The 14,942-nt window shown below is 73.5% G+C and carries 15 protein-coding genes and 2 pseudogenes; 9 read left to right on the top strand and 8 right to left on the bottom strand.

Going from position 1 to position 14,942, the window contains the following annotated elements; all coding sequences use genetic code 11:
* Positions 1-216: 216 nt before the first annotated feature.
* Positions 217-1,425: a streptophobe family protein gene (locus tag ABZ861_RS28755; RefSeq protein WP_361636147.1), complete on the top strand. Its 1,209-nt coding sequence runs from the start codon at positions 217-219 to the stop codon at positions 1,423-1,425.
* A 93-nt stretch (positions 1,426-1,518) separates the two neighbouring features.
* Here ABZ861_RS28755 and ABZ861_RS28750 read toward each other — a convergent pair whose 3' ends face one another.
* Positions 1,519-1,929: a hypothetical protein gene (locus tag ABZ861_RS28750; protein WP_361636029.1), complete on the bottom strand. Its 411-nt coding sequence runs from the start codon at positions 1,927-1,929 to the stop codon at positions 1,519-1,521.
* A gap of 657 nt (positions 1,930-2,586) precedes the next feature.
* Positions 2,587-3,579 carry an L-glyceraldehyde 3-phosphate reductase gene (gene mgrA, locus ABZ861_RS28745; protein ID WP_361636026.1) on the bottom strand — a complete coding sequence of 331 codons (993 nt, stop codon included), beginning with the start codon at positions 3,577-3,579 and terminating at the stop codon, positions 2,587-2,589.
* Between the two features lie 136 nt (positions 3,580-3,715).
* On the opposite strand from mgrA, the gene ABZ861_RS28740 reads away from it, so the two are divergent.
* Positions 3,716-4,633 carry a LysR substrate-binding domain-containing protein gene (locus ABZ861_RS28740; RefSeq protein ID WP_361636023.1) on the top strand — a complete coding sequence of 306 codons (918 nt, stop codon included), beginning with the start codon at positions 3,716-3,718 and terminating at the stop codon, positions 4,631-4,633.
* Positions 4,634-4,700: 67 nt separating this feature from the next.
* Positions 4,701-5,216, top strand: coding sequence for a DinB family protein (locus tag ABZ861_RS28735; protein WP_361636020.1), 516 nt, complete (start codon positions 4,701-4,703; stop codon positions 5,214-5,216).
* On the opposite strand, the gene ABZ861_RS28730 is transcribed toward ABZ861_RS28735, so the two are convergent.
* The 4 genes from ABZ861_RS28730 to ABZ861_RS28715 all read right to left on the bottom strand — a co-directional run bounded on the left by ABZ861_RS28730 (position 5,198) and on the right by ABZ861_RS28715 (position 7,762).
* Entirely contained in the window at positions 5,198-6,268 is a 1,071-nt protein-coding gene (locus ABZ861_RS28730; protein WP_361636018.1) for an adenosine deaminase, read from the bottom strand. The two genes, ABZ861_RS28735 and ABZ861_RS28730, sit on opposite strands and share 19 nt — an antisense overlap.
* 59 nt (positions 6,269-6,327) lie before the next feature.
* The gene (locus ABZ861_RS28725; RefSeq protein WP_361636015.1) at positions 6,328-6,726 is read right to left on the bottom strand and encodes a VOC family protein; all 399 of its coding nucleotides are present in this window, start codon (positions 6,724-6,726) and stop codon (positions 6,328-6,330) included.
* Positions 6,727-7,072: 346 nt separating this feature from the next.
* Positions 7,073-7,429, bottom strand: a complete 357-nt coding sequence (locus ABZ861_RS28720; protein ID WP_361636012.1) for a YciI family protein — start codon at positions 7,427-7,429, stop codon at positions 7,073-7,075.
* Positions 7,430-7,591: 162 nt separating this feature from the next.
* Complete coding sequence (locus tag ABZ861_RS28715; protein WP_361636010.1) at positions 7,592-7,762, bottom strand: hypothetical protein; 171 nt, start codon at positions 7,760-7,762, stop codon at positions 7,592-7,594.
* A 339-nt stretch (positions 7,763-8,101) separates the two neighbouring features.
* Here ABZ861_RS28715 and ABZ861_RS28710 point away from each other — a divergent pair, with 339 nt between their 5' ends.
* From ABZ861_RS28710 to ABZ861_RS28700, 3 genes are all read left to right on the top strand, one after another.
* Positions 8,102-9,652, top strand: coding sequence for an SDR family oxidoreductase (locus tag ABZ861_RS28710; RefSeq protein WP_361636007.1), 1,551 nt, complete (start codon positions 8,102-8,104; stop codon positions 9,650-9,652).
* A gap of 160 nt (positions 9,653-9,812) precedes the next feature.
* Positions 9,813-11,180 carry a deoxyribodipyrimidine photo-lyase gene (locus ABZ861_RS28705; protein WP_361636004.1) on the top strand — a complete coding sequence of 456 codons (1,368 nt, stop codon included), beginning with the start codon at positions 9,813-9,815 and terminating at the stop codon, positions 11,178-11,180.
* A gap of 297 nt (positions 11,181-11,477) precedes the next feature.
* Positions 11,478-11,741: a GlsB/YeaQ/YmgE family stress response membrane protein gene (locus ABZ861_RS28700; protein ID WP_361636001.1), complete on the top strand. Its 264-nt coding sequence runs from the start codon at positions 11,478-11,480 to the stop codon at positions 11,739-11,741.
* A gap of 260 nt (positions 11,742-12,001) precedes the next feature.
* Here the strand turns inward: ABZ861_RS28700 and ABZ861_RS28695 are convergent, their stop codons facing one another.
* Positions 12,002-12,199, bottom strand: coding sequence for a hypothetical protein (locus tag ABZ861_RS28695; protein WP_361635998.1), 198 nt, complete (start codon positions 12,197-12,199; stop codon positions 12,002-12,004).
* 146 nt (positions 12,200-12,345) lie between these two features.
* Between ABZ861_RS28695 and ABZ861_RS28690 the strand changes: the two are divergent.
* Together ABZ861_RS28690 and ABZ861_RS28685 are read left to right on the top strand one after the other, a co-directional pair.
* Positions 12,346-12,438: pseudogene (locus ABZ861_RS28690) on the top strand (IS5/IS1182 family transposase); the annotation flags it as partial.
* 122 nt (positions 12,439-12,560) lie between these two features.
* A pseudogene (locus tag ABZ861_RS28685) lies at positions 12,561-12,767 on the top strand (hypothetical protein); the annotation flags it as partial.
* Between the two features lie 281 nt (positions 12,768-13,048).
* Here ABZ861_RS28685 and ABZ861_RS28680 read toward each other — a convergent pair.
* Positions 13,049-14,032: a TDT family transporter gene (locus tag ABZ861_RS28680; protein WP_361635995.1), complete on the bottom strand. Its 984-nt coding sequence runs from the start codon at positions 14,030-14,032 to the stop codon at positions 13,049-13,051.
* Positions 14,033-14,334: 302 nt separating this feature from the next.
* Here ABZ861_RS28680 and ABZ861_RS28675 point away from each other — a divergent pair.
* On the top strand, positions 14,335-14,942 hold a 608-nt coding region (locus tag ABZ861_RS28675; protein ID WP_361635992.1), incomplete at its 3' end, for an alpha/beta hydrolase.

Genomic DNA, 14,942 nt, shown 5'->3' with positions numbered 1-14,942 from the left:
ACTGCACCTGTCCTGCTACCCAGCACGCGGCCCCGCAGTCTTCGCGGACGGACCGCCCGGCGGGCGCGGCCGCCGCCGACTGCTTAGCGTGACGAGGTGAGCCCGCCCGCCGCCTCCTCAGCCTCTTCCGGCGCCCGGCCCGTCCCGTCGGCCGGGCCGCGCGGCCGGACCGGCTGGGCGGCCGCCGTGTTCCTCGTCCTGGCGGTCCTGGTGGCGATGGGCGCGGTCGCCGCGCTGGGACTGTGGGCCGCCGGGGCCGCGGATCTCCCGGACCGGGCTTTTCCCCGGGTAGTCGTCGCGACCGTGGTGGCCTCGGTCGGCGGCAGTCTGGAGCTGTCCGGCGACGCGGGCGCCCTCGCCGAGACGCACGCCGGGATCACGGTGATGCCGCTGTCGGTCACGCTGACCGGCGCGCTGACGGTGGCCGCCGGTTTCCTGCACCCGCTGCGGCGGGCGGCCGTGCGCCCCGGGGAGGCCGCCTGGTGGGCCGCCCGGATCGCTCTCCTGTGGGCTGCGGCACTGGTCGGCCTGTCGTTCGCCGCCCGGCAGACCTTCGCCGTCGATCTCGGCAGCGGAGTGCTGGGCGCGCTCAGCGACCTGTTCGGCGCCGAACCCCGCGTCGGCTTCGCCGCCCAGGCGCCGCTGACCGTCCTCTTCGGGCTGCTGTGGCTGCTGGGCGTGCTGGCCGTCGCGCTGCTGGTCACCCGAGAGGCGCCGCTGCCGTCACGCTTGCTGCGCGGACGGCGGGCGGCGCGTCCGGTGGCGTACGCCATGGTCGCCCTGCTGCTGGCGTACGTCGTCGTCGGGCTGGTCGCCGCGCTCGTGACGGCGGGCGTGCGCGGGCGCCCGGAGCAGACGTTCGCCCTCGTCCTGCTCGGCCTGCCGAACCTCGCCTGGCTCGCTCTGACGCTCGGGATGGGCGCCGCCTGGAACGGCAGGGTGGACGGCCCCTTCGGGCTGCCCGTGCCGCATCTGCTCGACGAGGTGCTGCGCACCCCGGACGTGTCCACGCTCACGGTGGGCACGCTCGCCGAGCACGACGGCCGGGCGTGGTGGCTGGTCCCCGTCGCGGCGGTGCTGCTGACGGGCGCGGGGGCCCTCGCCGCGGCCCTCTCCCCGCCCCGCACGCCTCTGTGGCGGCACGCCCTGCGCATGGCGGCCGGACTGCTGCTGACGGTGCTGGCGGTCTGCCTCGTGGGCCGGATCTCCGCCCATTACGCTCTGTCCCTGCTCGGCATCGGGGACGCGGGGGGCGGCCTGTCCGGGGAGGTGCTGCTGCGCCCGCGTCTGTGGGGCGCGATCAGCCTGGCGGCGCTCTGGGGGCTGGTCACCGGATTCCTCGGCGGCTGGCTGGCGCGCCTGACGGGCCTCACGGGCCGTCGGGGCGCGGAGCGGTCCGGACCGTCCGCCGCGAGCGGTCCGTAGAGCGTCCGCGACCCGGCCGCCGGTCACGGGTTACGGGTCACCGGCCGCCGGTCACCGGTCACCGGTCACCGGTCACCGGTCACCGGTCACCGGTCAGACCATCGGCACGAGCAGCGCGGGGACGGTGCGCTGCATGCGCAGGGCGTCGACCGACTCCGCCAGCAGTTCCCACTCGGTGGTCTCGTCGCCGGTGGCGATGCGCACGAGGCGGCCGCCCGCCAGTTCGTCGGCCACGCGTTCCTGGCGCACCGGATCGGCGCACCAGGAGCGCAGTTGGGCGGGCACGTCGGGCGCGCTGTCCGGGACCGGGACGAGGGCGCCCTCGGGGACGTACGAGGTGTGCGGGCCGGGGTCGAGCCGTTCGGCGATCCAGGAGGCCCGGTCGCGCAGCCACCACAGGGCGAGGGCCAGGGTGGGCGCCCGGTAGGTGCCGAGGGGCACGCCGATGCGCACGCCGTCGCACACGCCGTACGCGGTGACATGGCACAGGAATTCGTCGTGCACAGCACCTCCCCCGTAGCGTCTACCGTCGCTGTCCGTGCCTCGCTCTCCGTGCGGCTCCTGTGCGGTGAAGCGTCCCTGACCTTTGAGTATGTTGACTTGTGAAACAGTGTCACCACGATATTCCGGCCACTCTGCTGGCATATTCGTCACGCCATGTGGCCGAAACAGCACGGAATGCGGGCCGGGCGGTCTTGATTTCGACGGTCGTCCGCGCCGCCGCCACGGGGAGGGGCGGCGAGCGCGTCGAGGCGTCCGCGACGGGTCCCCAGGTCCGGACCAGCACGGACGCCCGCGCGCGGCACGGAAGTCCCCCTTCCGCCCTCGCCCGAGCCTCACGCTGCGTCACGAGAGCGGCGTCGCTCCGGGCCGGGCGCCGGACGGCGGGCGCCTCGACCCCGCTCCTCTGGACGACATGATCCCCCGGGACGGCGGAGACCGGATCCGGACGGTGTGCGGTCTCCCGGCCTAGGTTCGGAGACCGCCTGAACGGTGCTCGGCCTCGCGGGCCCCCGGGAGGCCGCCTCCGTAGCGGACACCCGGGAGGCCCCCCACGCGCAGGGGCCGCCTGTCCGGGGAGGACAGGCGGCCCCTGCGGGTCCGCCGATTCGCGCCACGCCGCTGCCGCCGGACGACGACGGCTCCGTGCGGCGAGAAGAATTACCGCTTGGCGAGGTCGTCGATCCGGGCCAGCTCCTCGGCGTCGAAGTCCAGGCGGCGGATCGCCGTGACGCTGTCCTCCAACTGCTCCGGGCTGCTCGCGCCGACGAGAGCGGAGGTGACCCGCTCGCCGCGCAGCACCCAGGCCAGCGCCATCTGGGCCAGGGACTGGCCGCGGGAGGCGGCGATCTCGTTCAGCCCGCGCAGCCGGCCCACCAGGTCCTCGGTCAACGCGTCCGAGTCGAGGAAGGGGCTGTCGCTCGCCGCCCGCGAGTCCTCGGGGATGCCGTCGAGGTAGCGGCCGGTGAGCAGCCCCTGCTCCAGCGGGGAGTAGGCGATCGAGCCGACGTGCAGTTCGTCCAGCGCGTCCAGCAGACCCTGCTGCTCGGGGCGGCGGTCGAGCATCGAGTAGCGCGGCTGGTGGATCAGCAGCGGGGTGCCCAGCTCGCGCAGGATACGGGCGGCCTCGCGGGTCTGCTCCGGGGAGTAGTTGGAGACGCCGACGTAGAGCGCCTTGCCCTGCTGGACGGCCGAGTGCAGGGCGCCCATCGTCTCCTCGAGCGGAGTCTCCGGGTCGGGGCGGTGCGAGTAGAAGACGTCGACGTAGTCCAGGCCCATTCGCTTCAGGCTCTGGTCCAGCGAGGACAGCACGGACTTGCGCGAGCCCCATTCGCCGTACGGGCCGGGCCACATCAGATAGCCGGCCTTGGTGGAGATCACCATCTCGTCGCGGTAGCGCGCCAGGTCCGCGTGCAGCGCCTCGCCGAAGGCGGACTCGGCGGCGCCGGGCGGCGGACCGTAGTTGTTGGCCAGGTCGAAGTGGGTGACGCCCAGGTCGAAGGCCCGGCGCAGGATGGCGCGCTGGGTCGCGGCCGGGCGGCCGGGGCCGAAGTTGTGCCACAGGCCGAGCGACAGCGCGGGGAGCTTCAGTCCGCTGCGTCCGGCGCGCCGGTAGGGCATGTCGGCGTAGCGGTCGGGGTGGGCGGTGTACAACGCGACTCCATCCTGGGATCGGGCACGACGTGAGCGGCTCCGTCGCGGACGGAACCGGCCTCCCACTCTCGCGCGCGGCCCGGCCAGCGGTCCAACAGGAGAATCCGATCGGATTGTGCGGTTAAGCTGCTCAATCATGGAACTGCGCCATCTCCAGCACTTCGTCGCCGTCGCCGAAGACCAGCACTTCACCCGGGCGGCGGAGCGGCTGATGGTCTCGCAGTCGGGCCTGTCGGCCTCGATCAGGACGCTGGAGCGGGAGCTGCGGGCCCCGCTGTTCGTGCGGACGACCCGCCGGGTCACCCTCACCGAGGCCGGGCGTGCGCTGCTCGGCGAGGCGGAGCGCATTCTGACGCAGGTCCGCTCGGCGCACGAGGCGGTGGCCGCGGTGCAGGGCGTGCTGCGCGGCACCCTGGCGCTGGGCACCGAGCAGTGCATTGCCGGAGTGCACGTGGCGGGGCTGCTCGCCGCGTTCCGGCGGCGGCACCCGGACGTGGAGGTCCGGCTGCGGCAGACGGGGTCGGTGGCGCTGGCGGAGGGAGTCGCGGCGGGCCGGCTCGACCTGGCGTTCGCCTACCGGACCGAGCCCGACGGCGACCAACTGCGCTCGGTGGCGCTGGCGAGCGAGCCGATGACCGTGCTGTGCCATCCCGGGCACCGGTTCGCGACGGCGGCCGCGCCGCTCACCCCGCGCGAGGTGAGCGACGAGGTCTTCGTCGACTTCCACCCCGACTGGGGTCCCCGCCGGACCACCGACGCGGCCTTCGCCGCCGCCGGGGTGCGGCGCACCGTGGCGCTGGAGGTCAACGACGTGCACAGCCTGCTCGACCTGGTCGACGAGAACCTGGGCATCGCGGTGGTCCCCCGGCACTTCCGGCACAAGCGGCCCTCGCTCACCGCGCTCCCGTTCGACGGCGCGGGCGGCACGCGGTACGAGACGGTCGCGCTGCTCCCCCTGGAGCAGTCCACCGGTCCGGCCGCCCGCGCGCTGATCGCTCTGCTCGGCACGACCGGGGCGCCCGCGCCCGCTCCGCGCCGTCCCCCGTCCTCCTGACGGGCCGACGTCCCGCATCGCAGGCGCCCTCTTCGCGAGCGGGCGCCTGATGCGGGAAGGTGGACGCATGCATGCGAAGGACATCCTCATCGACGGCTACGGCCGCATCCAGGAAGAAGTCCACGCCGTCGTCGACGGCCTGTCGGCCGCGCGGCTGAACGCCCGGCCCGCCGACGACGCCAACTCCGTCGCCTGGCTGGTCTGGCATCTCACCCGGGTCCAGGACGACCACGTCGCCGACGCCTTCGGCCTCGACCAGGTGTGGCTGTCCGGGGACTGGCAGAAGCGTTTCGGCCTGGACCTGCCCCGGCACGGCACCGGCTACGGGCACACCCCGGCACAGACCGCGAAGGTCCGGGTGGACTCCGCCGACCTGCTGACCGGGTACTACGACGCCGTGCACGAGCAGACCCTGGGCGCCCTGCGCGCCCTGGCCGCCAAGGACCTCGAACGCGTCGTCGACGAGCGCTGGGACCCGCCCGTCACGCTGGGCGCGCGGCTGGTCAGCGTGCTGTCCGACGATCTCCAGCACGTCGGACAGGCCGCCTACCTGCGCGGACTGCCTCAGAGCACGGCGTCGTAACCGGGCAGGACCACATCCCTGAGCAGCGCCGCGCGCTCGTCGAACGGGATGAACGCGCTCTTGACGGCGTTCACGGTGACGGTGCGCAGATCCTCGGCGGTCCAGTCGGCGTACTCGACCAGCAGGGCCATCTCCCGGGTCATCGTCGTACCGGACACCAGGCGGTTGTCGGTGTTGACGGTGACCCGGAAACCGAGGTCCTTCAGTGCCGTGACGGGATGGTCGGCGAGGGAGGCGGCGGCGCCGGTCTGGAGGTTGGAGGTCGGGCACATCTCCAGGGCGATGCGCCGGTCGCGCACCCAGCCCGCAAGGCGGCCGAGCTTGCCGTCGACGATGTCCTCCATGATGCGCACGCCGTGGCCGATGCGCTGCGCGCCGCAGACCTGGACGGCCTGGTGGATGCTGGGCAGGCCGTGCGCCTCCCCGGCGTGCACCGTGAACGGCACGCTCTCGCGGCGCAGGTGCTCGAAGGCGGCCAGGTGGTCGGCGGGCGGGAAGCCGTCCTCGGCGCCGGCGATGTCGAAGCCGACGACGCCCGCGTCCCGGTAGGCGACGGCCAGGTCGGCGATCTCGCGGGTGCGGTCGAACATCCGCATGCCGCAGAGCAGCGTGCCGACCCGGACCGGCGTGCCGGCGGCGGCCGCCTTGGCCACACCGGCCGCCAGGCCCTCCTGCACGGCCTCGACGACCTCGGGCAGCGTCAGGCCGCCGTTCAGCATCAGCTCGGGGGCGTAGCGGACCTCGCCGTACACGACGCCGTCGTCGGCGAGGTCGAGCACGTACTCCTCGGCGGTGCGTAGCAGGCCCTCGCGTGTCTGCATCACCGCGAGGGTGTGCTCGAAGGTGGCTATGTAGCGCACCAGGTCGCCGGAGCCGGCCGCCTCGACGTACCAGGCGGCCAGCTCGCCGGGGTCGGCGGTGGGCAGGGTGTGGCCGACCGCGGCCGCGAGTTCGACGAGGGTGGCGGGGCGCAGTCCGCCGTCGAGGTGGTCGTGCAGCACGGCCTTGGGGAGGCGGCGGAGGGTGTCGGCGTCGATGCGGGGCGCGGTCATGAAGGTGTCCTCGGCAGCAGATACGGGGCGGTGAAGAAGGGAGTGAAGCGGGGAGGTCCCTAGGCGTCGGCGGCGGGCTGGAGCAGGTCCCACTCGGTGCCGTACAGGTCCTCGAAGACGGCGACGGTCCCGTACGGCTCGTGGCGGGGCGCCTCCAGGAAGCGCACGCCCGCCGCCCGCATCCGCGCGTGGTCCCGGGCGAAGTCGTCGGTGTGCAGGAAGAACCCGACGCGCCCGCCGGTCTGGTCGCCCACCCTGGCCCGCTGGGCGTCGTCCTTCCCCCGGGCGAGCAGCAGTCCGGCGCCCTCTCCCCCGCCCTCCGGCGCGACGACGACCCAGCGGGAGCCGTCCGGACGCGGGGCGTCCTCCACGAGGTGGAAACCTAGAGCCTCGGTGTAGAAGCGGATCGCCTCGTCGTAGTCGTCGACGACAAGGGTGACCAGGGCGATGTGACGCATCGGGGCCTTTCGGGGACTGCCGGGCAAGAGGTGGGTGACGGGTGAGGTTATACGTAAAACCCGTCCCACGCCAGTTCCATCCTCGGGGTGATCCGGTACGGGCCGTGGGGGTGGGCAGTCAGGCGGCCACGGGCAGCAGGGGGGGGGCGGATGGGCGATGCGGCCACGGGCCGGGGAGCGTGGGGCGGACGGCCCAGCTCCGGCTTCCGGCCCCGGCCGACCGCCTAGGGGTGCGCGGGCGTCAGGCGCGCGAGCCTCGGGGCGGCGGCGGGCGCGTACCAGTCGCCCTAGGTGCGCATGCGGCAGGCGCGCGGGCGGCAGACCGCGACCGGAACCGGAGCAGGCGTCACTGCTCGGTCGGGTGCAGGAAGGGGCGTACCTCGATGGGCAGGGTGGTGGCCCGGCTCGCCTTGCGGCCCCAGTCTAGGGCCTCGTCCGGGCCGGGGGCCTTGATCAGGCACAGCCCGCCCAGGTACTCGCCGCCGTGCGCGAAGGGGCCCTCGGCGATCAGCACGTCGTCGCCCTCGGGACGCAGCACCCGGGCCGTCTCCGGTCCGTCGAGGCCGCCGGCGAAGACCCACGCCCCGGCCGCGCGCAGCTCCTGGTGGAAGACCTCGACGGCGGCCATGATCCGGGACAGCTCCTCGGCCGAGGGCGGTGTGCCCCCGGCCGGCTGGATCACACTGAGCAGGTAGTACGCCATGGGTCCTCCGGGGAGTCGTGCCGACCTCCCCCTCCTACACGAACGGCGTCCGCCGGGGACGGCGCCCCGCCCGGCGGCGCCGCGATGCACCCGTCCGCCTCAGCTCGCGAGGGCGCGGAGGACGGGGCCGTCGCCGGACAGCCGGGTGACGCCGAGGCGCCGTCAGCGATCGTCGTCGACGGCGGGCACGACCACGAGGAAGTCGTCCGCCTTCAGATCCATCACCACCGTCGCCTGCCGGCCCTCAGCCCTGCACCGTGCCGCGAACTCCTCGGCCGGCCATGAGCCACGAGGGGAGCCTGCGGGGAACCGTTCCAACACCTTCGCACCCATGACGGCAGTACACCTCCGGCGATCGTCCGTCGACCCCTTGCGACGGTTGCGTACTGTGCGTCTGCCCCGGATCGGCGCGGACTTGTAGCACGTTTTCGTAGGCGCCGCCATCTGATCGTCCAGCACGGGTGACGGCGCATCCGGAACCGGCGTCCGTGGGGAAGGCTTGACCGGGAAGCCGCGCTTCCTGCCTGCGGCGCGCGACCGGCGGGTCCCGCACGGCGGACGCGGGACCGACGCGGCGGACCCGCCCGGCACGACTGATGAGACCGACGCGAACAGACGCGACCGACAAGTTCGATGAGTTCGATGAGTTCGACGACTTCAGGGACGAGGACGATGAACGGTGACGAGACGCAGCCTCCGCTGCACTGCCTGGTGACCGGCGCCACCGGCTACATCGGGGGCCGCCTGGTGCCGGAACTGCTGGCGGCCGGGCACCGGGTGCGCTGTCTGGCCCGTTCGCCGGAGAAGCTGCGCGACCACACGTGGGCGGGCGACGCGGAGGTGGTGCGCGGCGACGTCACGGACGCCAGCGCGGTGGAGGAGGCGATGCGGGGCATCGACGTCGCCTACTACCTGGTGCACGCCCTGGGCACCGGAGCGGAGTTCGAGGCGACCGACCGCAAGGCCGCCCGGATCTTCGGCGAGCGGGCCCGTGCGGCGGGAGTGCGGCGCATCGTCTACCTCGGCGGGCTCACCCCCAGCGGCGTGCCCGAGGGGGAGCTGTCGCCGCACCTGCGGTCCCGCGCGGAGGTGGGCCGCATCCTGCTGGACTCGGGCGTGCCGACCACGGTGCTGCGGGCCGCGATCATCATCGGCTCCGGCTCCGCCTCCTTCGAGATGCTGCGCTACCTGACCGAGCGGCTGCCCGTGATGGTCACGCCGAGCTGGGTGCGCACGCGGATCCAGCCCGTCGCGGTACGGGACGTGCTGCGCGTGCTGGTCGGCAGCGCCCGTATGCCGGCCGACGTCAACCGCGCCTTCGACGTCGGCGGGCCGGAGGTGCTGACGTACCGGGACATGATGCTCCGGTACGCGGAGGTCGCCGGGCTGCCGCACCGGGTCATCGTCCCCGTCCCGGTGCTCACCCCCCGGCTGTCCAGCCACTGGGTCGGTCTGGTGACGCCCGTGCCCGCGTCCATCGCGCGGCCGCTCACCGAGTCGCTGCGGCACGAGGTGGTGTGCCGCGAGCACGACATCGCCCGCTACGTCCCGGACCCGCCGGGTCATCCGCTCGGGTTCGACCAGTCGGTGCGGCTGGCGCTGCTGAAGGTCCGCGACGCACAGGTCACGACCCGCTGGTCGTCCGCCTCGGTGCCGGGCGCGCCGAGCGACCCGCTGCCCACCGACCCCGCCTGGTCCGGCGGCAGCCTCTACACCGACCGGCGGGAACTGACCGTCCAGGCCCCGCGCGAGGCGCTGTGGCGGGTCATCGAAGGAGTGGGCGGCGAGAACGGCTGGTACTCCTTCCCCCTCGCCTGGGCGATGCGCGGCTGGCTCGACCGGCTGGCCGGCGGGGTCGGGCTGCGCCGCGGGCGGCGCGACGCCCAGCGCCTCCGGGTGGGCGACTCGCTGGACTTCTGGCGGGTGGAGGAGATCGAACCAGGTCGGCTGCTGCGGCTGCGCGCCGAGATGCGGCTGCCCGGCCTGGCCTGGCTGGAGATGCGCGCGGACACCGACGGCGCCGGCCGCAGCCGGTACAGCCAACGCGCCCTGTTCCATCCGCACGGGCTGCTGGGCCAGGCTTACTGGTGGAGCGTCTCGCCGTTCCACGCCGTCGTCTTCGGCGGGATGGCCCGCAACATCGCACGAGCCGCCGAAGGGACGGCCCCGCTCCCCCGTACGGCCGCACGCGCCGCCTCGCGCCGCCGCGCCGCCTCCCGCTGACGCGACCTGACGCGACCTGACGCACGGGCGCGTCCCCATACGGGCGCGCCCTCCCGCGCCTGCGCGCCGACGCGGCCTCCCGCTCCCCGCATCCGCCCGGACGCACGCCCGGGAAGCATCCACACCCGCCCATCCGGTCACCGTCCTCGGAGCACGCCCCATGAACGTCTCGGTCGTCCTGTTCACCGCCGACCTGCGCCTGTACGACCATCCTCCGCTGCGCGCCGCGCTCGAAGGCTCCCGTCAGGCAGTCCCGCTGTTCGTGCGCGACCCGGCCGTAGACGCGGCGGGCTTCGCCGCGCCCAACCGGCTGGCGTTCCTCGCGGACTGCCTGGCGAACCTGGACGAGCAGTTGCGCCGCCGCGGCGGCCGACTCGTGCTGCGGTCCGGCGACGTCGTCGAGGAGGTGTGCGCGGCGGCCGCCGAGGCGGACGCCGACGAGGTGCACATGGCCTCCGACGTCAGCGCTTACGCGCACCGGCGTGAGGAGCGGCTGCGGCGGGCGCTGGAGGCGGACGGGCGCCGCCTGCACGTGCACGACACGGTGACGACGGCCGTGGCCCCGGGGGCGCTGACGCCGTCCTCGTCCGACCACTTCGCCGTCTTCACGCCCTATTTCCGGAAGTGGTCGCAGGAGTCGCTGCGCCCCGCCCTCGCCGCGCCGCGCGCGGTCAGGGTGCCGGAGGACGTCCGCTCCGAGCCGCTGCCCGGCCGCGCTGACGTGTCCGGGACGTCGCCGGGGCTGGCGCGCGGCGGCGAGACGGAGGGACGGCGGCGCGTGGCTGCGTGGCTGCGCTCGGACGTCGACGCCTACGAGGACCGGCACGACGACCTGGCCGGCGACGCCACCTCGCGGCTCTCGCCCTATCTGCACTTCGGCGCCCTCTCCCCCGTCGAACTGGTGCACAGGGCCCGGCAGTCCGGCGGTCCGGGCGCCGAGGCGTTCGTCCGCCAGCTCGCCTGGCGCGACTTCCACCGGCAGGTGCTGGCGGCCCGTCCGCACGCGGCCCAGGACGACTACCGGACCAAGCACGACCAGTGGCGCTCGGAGGAGGAGGCGCGGGAGGACGTCGAGGCGTGGCGCGAGGGCCGCACCGGCTATCCGATCGTGGACGCGGCCATGCGCCAGTTGCGGCACGAGGGCTGGATGCACAACCGGGGCCGGCTGCTGACGGCGAGCTTCCTCGCCAAGACGCTGTACGTCGACTGGCGCGTCGGCGCCCGCCACTTCCTGGATCTGCTGGTGGACGGGGACCTGGCCAACAACCAGCTCAACTGGCAGTGGGTGGCGGGCACGGGCACCGACACCCGGCCGAACCGGGTCCTCAACCCCGTCGTCCAGGCCAAGCGGTACGACCGGGACGGCGCGTACGTGCGGCGGTGGGTGCCCGAGCTGGAGAAGGTCGAGAACTCGGCGGTGCACGAGCCGTGGAAGCTGAAGGACCGCGGCGCCGTCGACTATCCGGACCCGATCGTGGACCTCTCCGCGGGCCTGGAGCGCTTCCGGCACGGCCGCGGCCGTGAGTGACCGTCCCGGGGGCTGTCTGTCAGTGACTCCTCCTCGCCTCGCACGCGGCTGAAGGCGCCGGCCTCCGCAGTTCGCATGGGGCTGAGGTTCCGGCCTCCGCCGTCCCGCCGCCGTACGCGACCGGCCAGGAGGCCGCCGTCCCAGGTCAGCGCGATGCGCACGCATCTGGCACGCCTGTCTCGGCCCCGCCCGCGGCGCCGCTTCGCCGCCCCGCCGGAGACCTGTGTAACCGGGTGGGGTGTAAACGGCCGCAGCGGGCATCCGTAGGGCGCAGGGACAACAAGAAGAGGGGCGAAGATGGAGATCAGCGGCATCATCAGTGCCATCATCATCGGCATCATCATCGGCGTGCTGGGACGACTCGTCGTCCCGGGCCGCCAGCACATCGGCGTCATATGGACGATCCTGATCGGCATCGTGGCGGCGCTGATCGGTGCGGCGATCGCGAACGCGCTCGGGGTGGCCCACACCAAGGGCGTCGACTGGATCGAGTGGCTCATCCAGATCGCGCTGGCCGCCATCGGAATCGCGGCCCTCGACCGGACGCGGACCAGCCGCTGAAGCCGCCGCCCCCGGTACCGTGCGTGACGCGCCGGTTGCGGGGGCGGGCGGAGCCCCGTGGGCGCGCGGCGCCGTCCCAGTGACGAGGACGGCGGCGCGGCGGCGCAGGGCGGTGCGTCGCAAGCGGGGCGGCTCAGGCAGTGGGCGCGGCCTCCGGGCAGCGGCGACCGCGTGAGGCGGCGCCCTGACATGAGGGACCGGTGCGGACCGGCGGATGCCGGGCCCGCACCGGTCCCTTTGTGCTGCCCCGTGGGCTTCGCTCAGGTCCAGCGGTCCGCCGTGGCGCCGGTGGGCTGGGGTAGGCAGTCGCCGTTCTCCAGGTCGTCCAGGAGCCCGGCGTGGGTGGGCGTCCAGCCGAGCATCTGCGGGGTGTGGGCGCTGGAGGCGGGAGCGTCGGTGGGGTGCGCGGCGGCCGTGAACGGGCTGCCGAAGTGCTCGCTCGCCTCGTCGAGAGGCAAGGACCGTGCGGGCAGGCCGAGTCGGGCCCCGATCTGCGGTCCGTCCTTACCGCGGACGACCTGGTCCGCGACTAACTGATCGTTTCAGATTGGGTCGACCTGTCAGGTCCTGTGCTCGACGATCTTGGTCGGCAGGGTGTCGCAGGATGCGTGCTGATCTTGTTCCCGATGACCTGTGGGAGCGGGTGGCTCCGCTGCTGCCGCCCACTCCCGAACGGCGTCATCGCCACCCCGGGCGGTTACGCGTTCCACCTGAGGTGGAGCTCGTGATGTCGCTGGGCTGCTCAGGTGGGTGGGGTGAGCGCCGGGGGGGCCAGCGACGCGCGGTGTGCGGTGGGCCCCCGCCTTGCGCAAGGCGTAAGCGGCGCGGCTCGTCTTCCTCGGCCTGGCGCTGCTGGTAGCCACGCTCACCTCCGCCCTGTTCCTGATTCTCCGGGCGGCCACACACGACGGCTTCGTTCCCTGGCTGGTGGGTACGGTGGTGGCCTGGTACCTCGCGTGCTGGGTCGCGCTGCCGCTGTGGGCACGGCACCGGTACACCACGGTGCCGGAGGAGTCCGCCGGCTGACGGGCCCCGGCCGCCGCGGGCGGCCTGCGGTGTGAGTCCCGTCTTGGAGTCGCCGTACACCACCCCGCCGGTGAGCAGCTCAGCTTGTTCGGGCCCGAGGCCGAGAAGGCCGGGCCCGCGCCGTCCTCGGGCCCGGCCTTCCGGGACGGACCCGAGGCCCGGCGCACGCTCGCCGTGCGCCGCGTCTACGCCGAACCTGAGGCCGCCGTGTCGGCCATCTGGCTGGCGCATTCGCGTGAACCGAGCACCCGTGCCGCCGCTTGAGGGGCCTGCTGCCCCGTTCACCGCCTGGTGGCAGGGGTGACGGTGTGCTCGGGAGGTCGGGGAAGCAGTTCATCGCGCGCCAGCGCCACTGCGGTGCGTGCGCCGACCGCCAGGTAGGAGAGTGTGATGACGATCAGGAGTGCGTACACGTAGGCCTGGTGGCCGGGGGGCCGCTGCTGGTCGATCCAGTGCAGCGTCGCGTTGACGACGGCCGCCCAGGAGAAGGTGAAGGCCCACAAGCCCGACATGAAGGGGAGTCTCGCGTAGAGGGGGACGAGTCTGACCTGCGCGCCTACCATCAGTACGCCGTATCCGGCGAGTCCGGCCGCCAGGCCGTCGATGCGGGGACCGTGAATGGCGAAGTAGGCGACACTCGCGACCGCGGCGGGCGCCACCTCGATGGCCAGGGTGGGCACCAGGGGAGCGGGCAGGGGCGGTCCGAAGAACAACCGGCCCAGGATCATGGAGCCCAGGATCACCCAGCAGACGAAGCCGAGGCCGAACATGACCCACGCGAGCCGATGCTGCCCGACGGCTCCCGCGCTCCCTGCGGCTACGAATCCGCCCGCCACGGTCGGCAGGAAGTAACCGGGGTGGAGGTTGTGGACTTCGAGGGGGCCGTAGATCCACTGGCCGGTGAACCACGCGCCTAAGACGAACGTGAGCGCGAGGAAGACGTCGACGAGGACGGTGGCGGGCGTGCGCGCGTAGCGCGTGAGGGCCTCCGCGGCGAGCAGCATGGGGGTGACGGTGAAGAGCGCGGCGAAGGGAGAGAGGACCGGGTCGGTCAGGTCCGCGCGCAGGGCCCGGGGCGCACCGCATATGTAGCGGAGGTAGCAGACGCTGACCACCACCCAGGCGACGGCGCCCATGGCCGCGAGCACCTCGCCGACGACGACGGTCGCGTACTGCTCGTCCGCTGCCGTCAGCCACACGCCCGCGAGGCCGGCGATGCCGAAGGGTATGCCGTAGAGGTTCAGTGGGATGCGTCGGGCGGACATCGGTTCTCCACGCGCGGCTGTTCGGTCCCTGGGGAGCGTCGGGGGGCCAGCGACGCGCGGTGTGCGGTGGGCCCCCGCCTTGCGTCAAGTCTGTGGGTGCCAAGGCGTCCCCGCCACCCGCCACCCGCCACTCGCCGCCCGCGACCCGCGGGCGGCATGCACCCTCATGGGTGCGCGCGTAACGTGGCAGACACGGGGGCGGCAAGTGTCCGGGGGGACGTGTGCTCAGAGCCGGCCGTCTTGTCGGCGCCGGGGCGGGCCCGACGGCAGACCAGGCAGCCAATCACCCGGAGGAGTCAGCCATGAGCACGGTGACCACGTCCGACGGCACCGAGATCTTCTACGTCGACTGGGGCCCCCGCGACGCCCAGCCGCTCGTCTTCCACCACGGCTGGCCGCTGAGTCACGAGGACTGGGACAACCAGTTGCTGTACTTCCTGTCCAAGGGCTACCGCGTCATCGCCCACGACCGCCGCGGTCACGGGCGCTCCAGCCAGCCGCCCTCGGGCCACGAGATGGACGCCTACGCCGCCGACGTGGCCGCCCTCACCGACGCCCTGGACCTCAAGGGGGCGGTGCACATCGGGCACTCCACCGGCGGCGGCGAGGTGATCCGCTACGTGGCCGGCGCCAAGCCGGGCCGCGTCTCCAAGGCGGTGATCTCCAACGCCGTGCCCCCGGTCATGGTCAAGAAGGAGAGCAACCCCGAGGGCACCCCGATCGAGGCGTTCGACGAGCTGCGCGACGCGCTGGCCGCCAACCGCGCCCAGTTCTACATCGACGTGCCGAGCGGCCCGTTCTACGGCTTCAACCGACCCGGCGCGCAGGTGTCGCAGGGGCTGGTCGACCGGTGGTGGTGGCAGGGCATGAGGGGCGCCGCGAACGCGCACTACGAGTGCATCAAGGCGTT

Source organism: Streptomyces sp. NPDC046985, from assembly GCF_040644415.1.
Taxonomy (GTDB): domain Bacteria; phylum Actinomycetota; class Actinomycetes; order Streptomycetales; family Streptomycetaceae; genus Streptomyces.
Note: the sequence above shows the minus strand (reverse complement) of the source record. Positions and strands in the feature narration are given on the sequence as shown.

Bases quoted from the DNA above. Each gene is read 5' to 3' on its own strand.
- ABZ861_RS28755 (WP_361636147.1), top strand. From the start codon at position 217: ATGGGCGCGGTCGCCGCGCTGGGACTGTGGGCCGCCGGGGCCGCGGAT.
- ABZ861_RS28740 (WP_361636023.1), top strand. From the start codon at position 3,716: ATGGAACTGCGCCATCTCCAGCACTTCGTCGCCGTCGCCGAAGACCAG.
- ABZ861_RS28735 (WP_361636020.1), top strand. From the start codon at position 4,701: ATGCATGCGAAGGACATCCTCATCGACGGCTACGGCCGCATCCAGGAA.
- ABZ861_RS28730 (WP_361636018.1), bottom strand. From the start codon at position 6,268: ATGACCGCGCCCCGCATCGACGCCGACACCCTCCGCCGCCTCCCCAAG.
- ABZ861_RS28725 (WP_361636015.1), bottom strand. From the start codon at position 6,726: ATGCGTCACATCGCCCTGGTCACCCTTGTCGTCGACGACTACGACGAG.
- ABZ861_RS28720 (WP_361636012.1), bottom strand. From the start codon at position 7,429: ATGGCGTACTACCTGCTCAGTGTGATCCAGCCGGCCGGGGGCACACCG.
- ABZ861_RS28715 (WP_361636010.1), bottom strand. From the start codon at position 7,762: ATGGGTGCGAAGGTGTTGGAACGGTTCCCCGCAGGCTCCCCTCGTGGC.
- ABZ861_RS28710 (WP_361636007.1), top strand. From the start codon at position 8,102: ATGAACGGTGACGAGACGCAGCCTCCGCTGCACTGCCTGGTGACCGGC.
- ABZ861_RS28705 (WP_361636004.1), top strand. From the start codon at position 9,813: ATGAACGTCTCGGTCGTCCTGTTCACCGCCGACCTGCGCCTGTACGAC.
- ABZ861_RS28700 (WP_361636001.1), top strand. From the start codon at position 11,478: ATGGAGATCAGCGGCATCATCAGTGCCATCATCATCGGCATCATCATC.
- ABZ861_RS28680 (WP_361635995.1), bottom strand. From the start codon at position 14,032: ATGTCCGCCCGACGCATCCCACTGAACCTCTACGGCATACCCTTCGGC.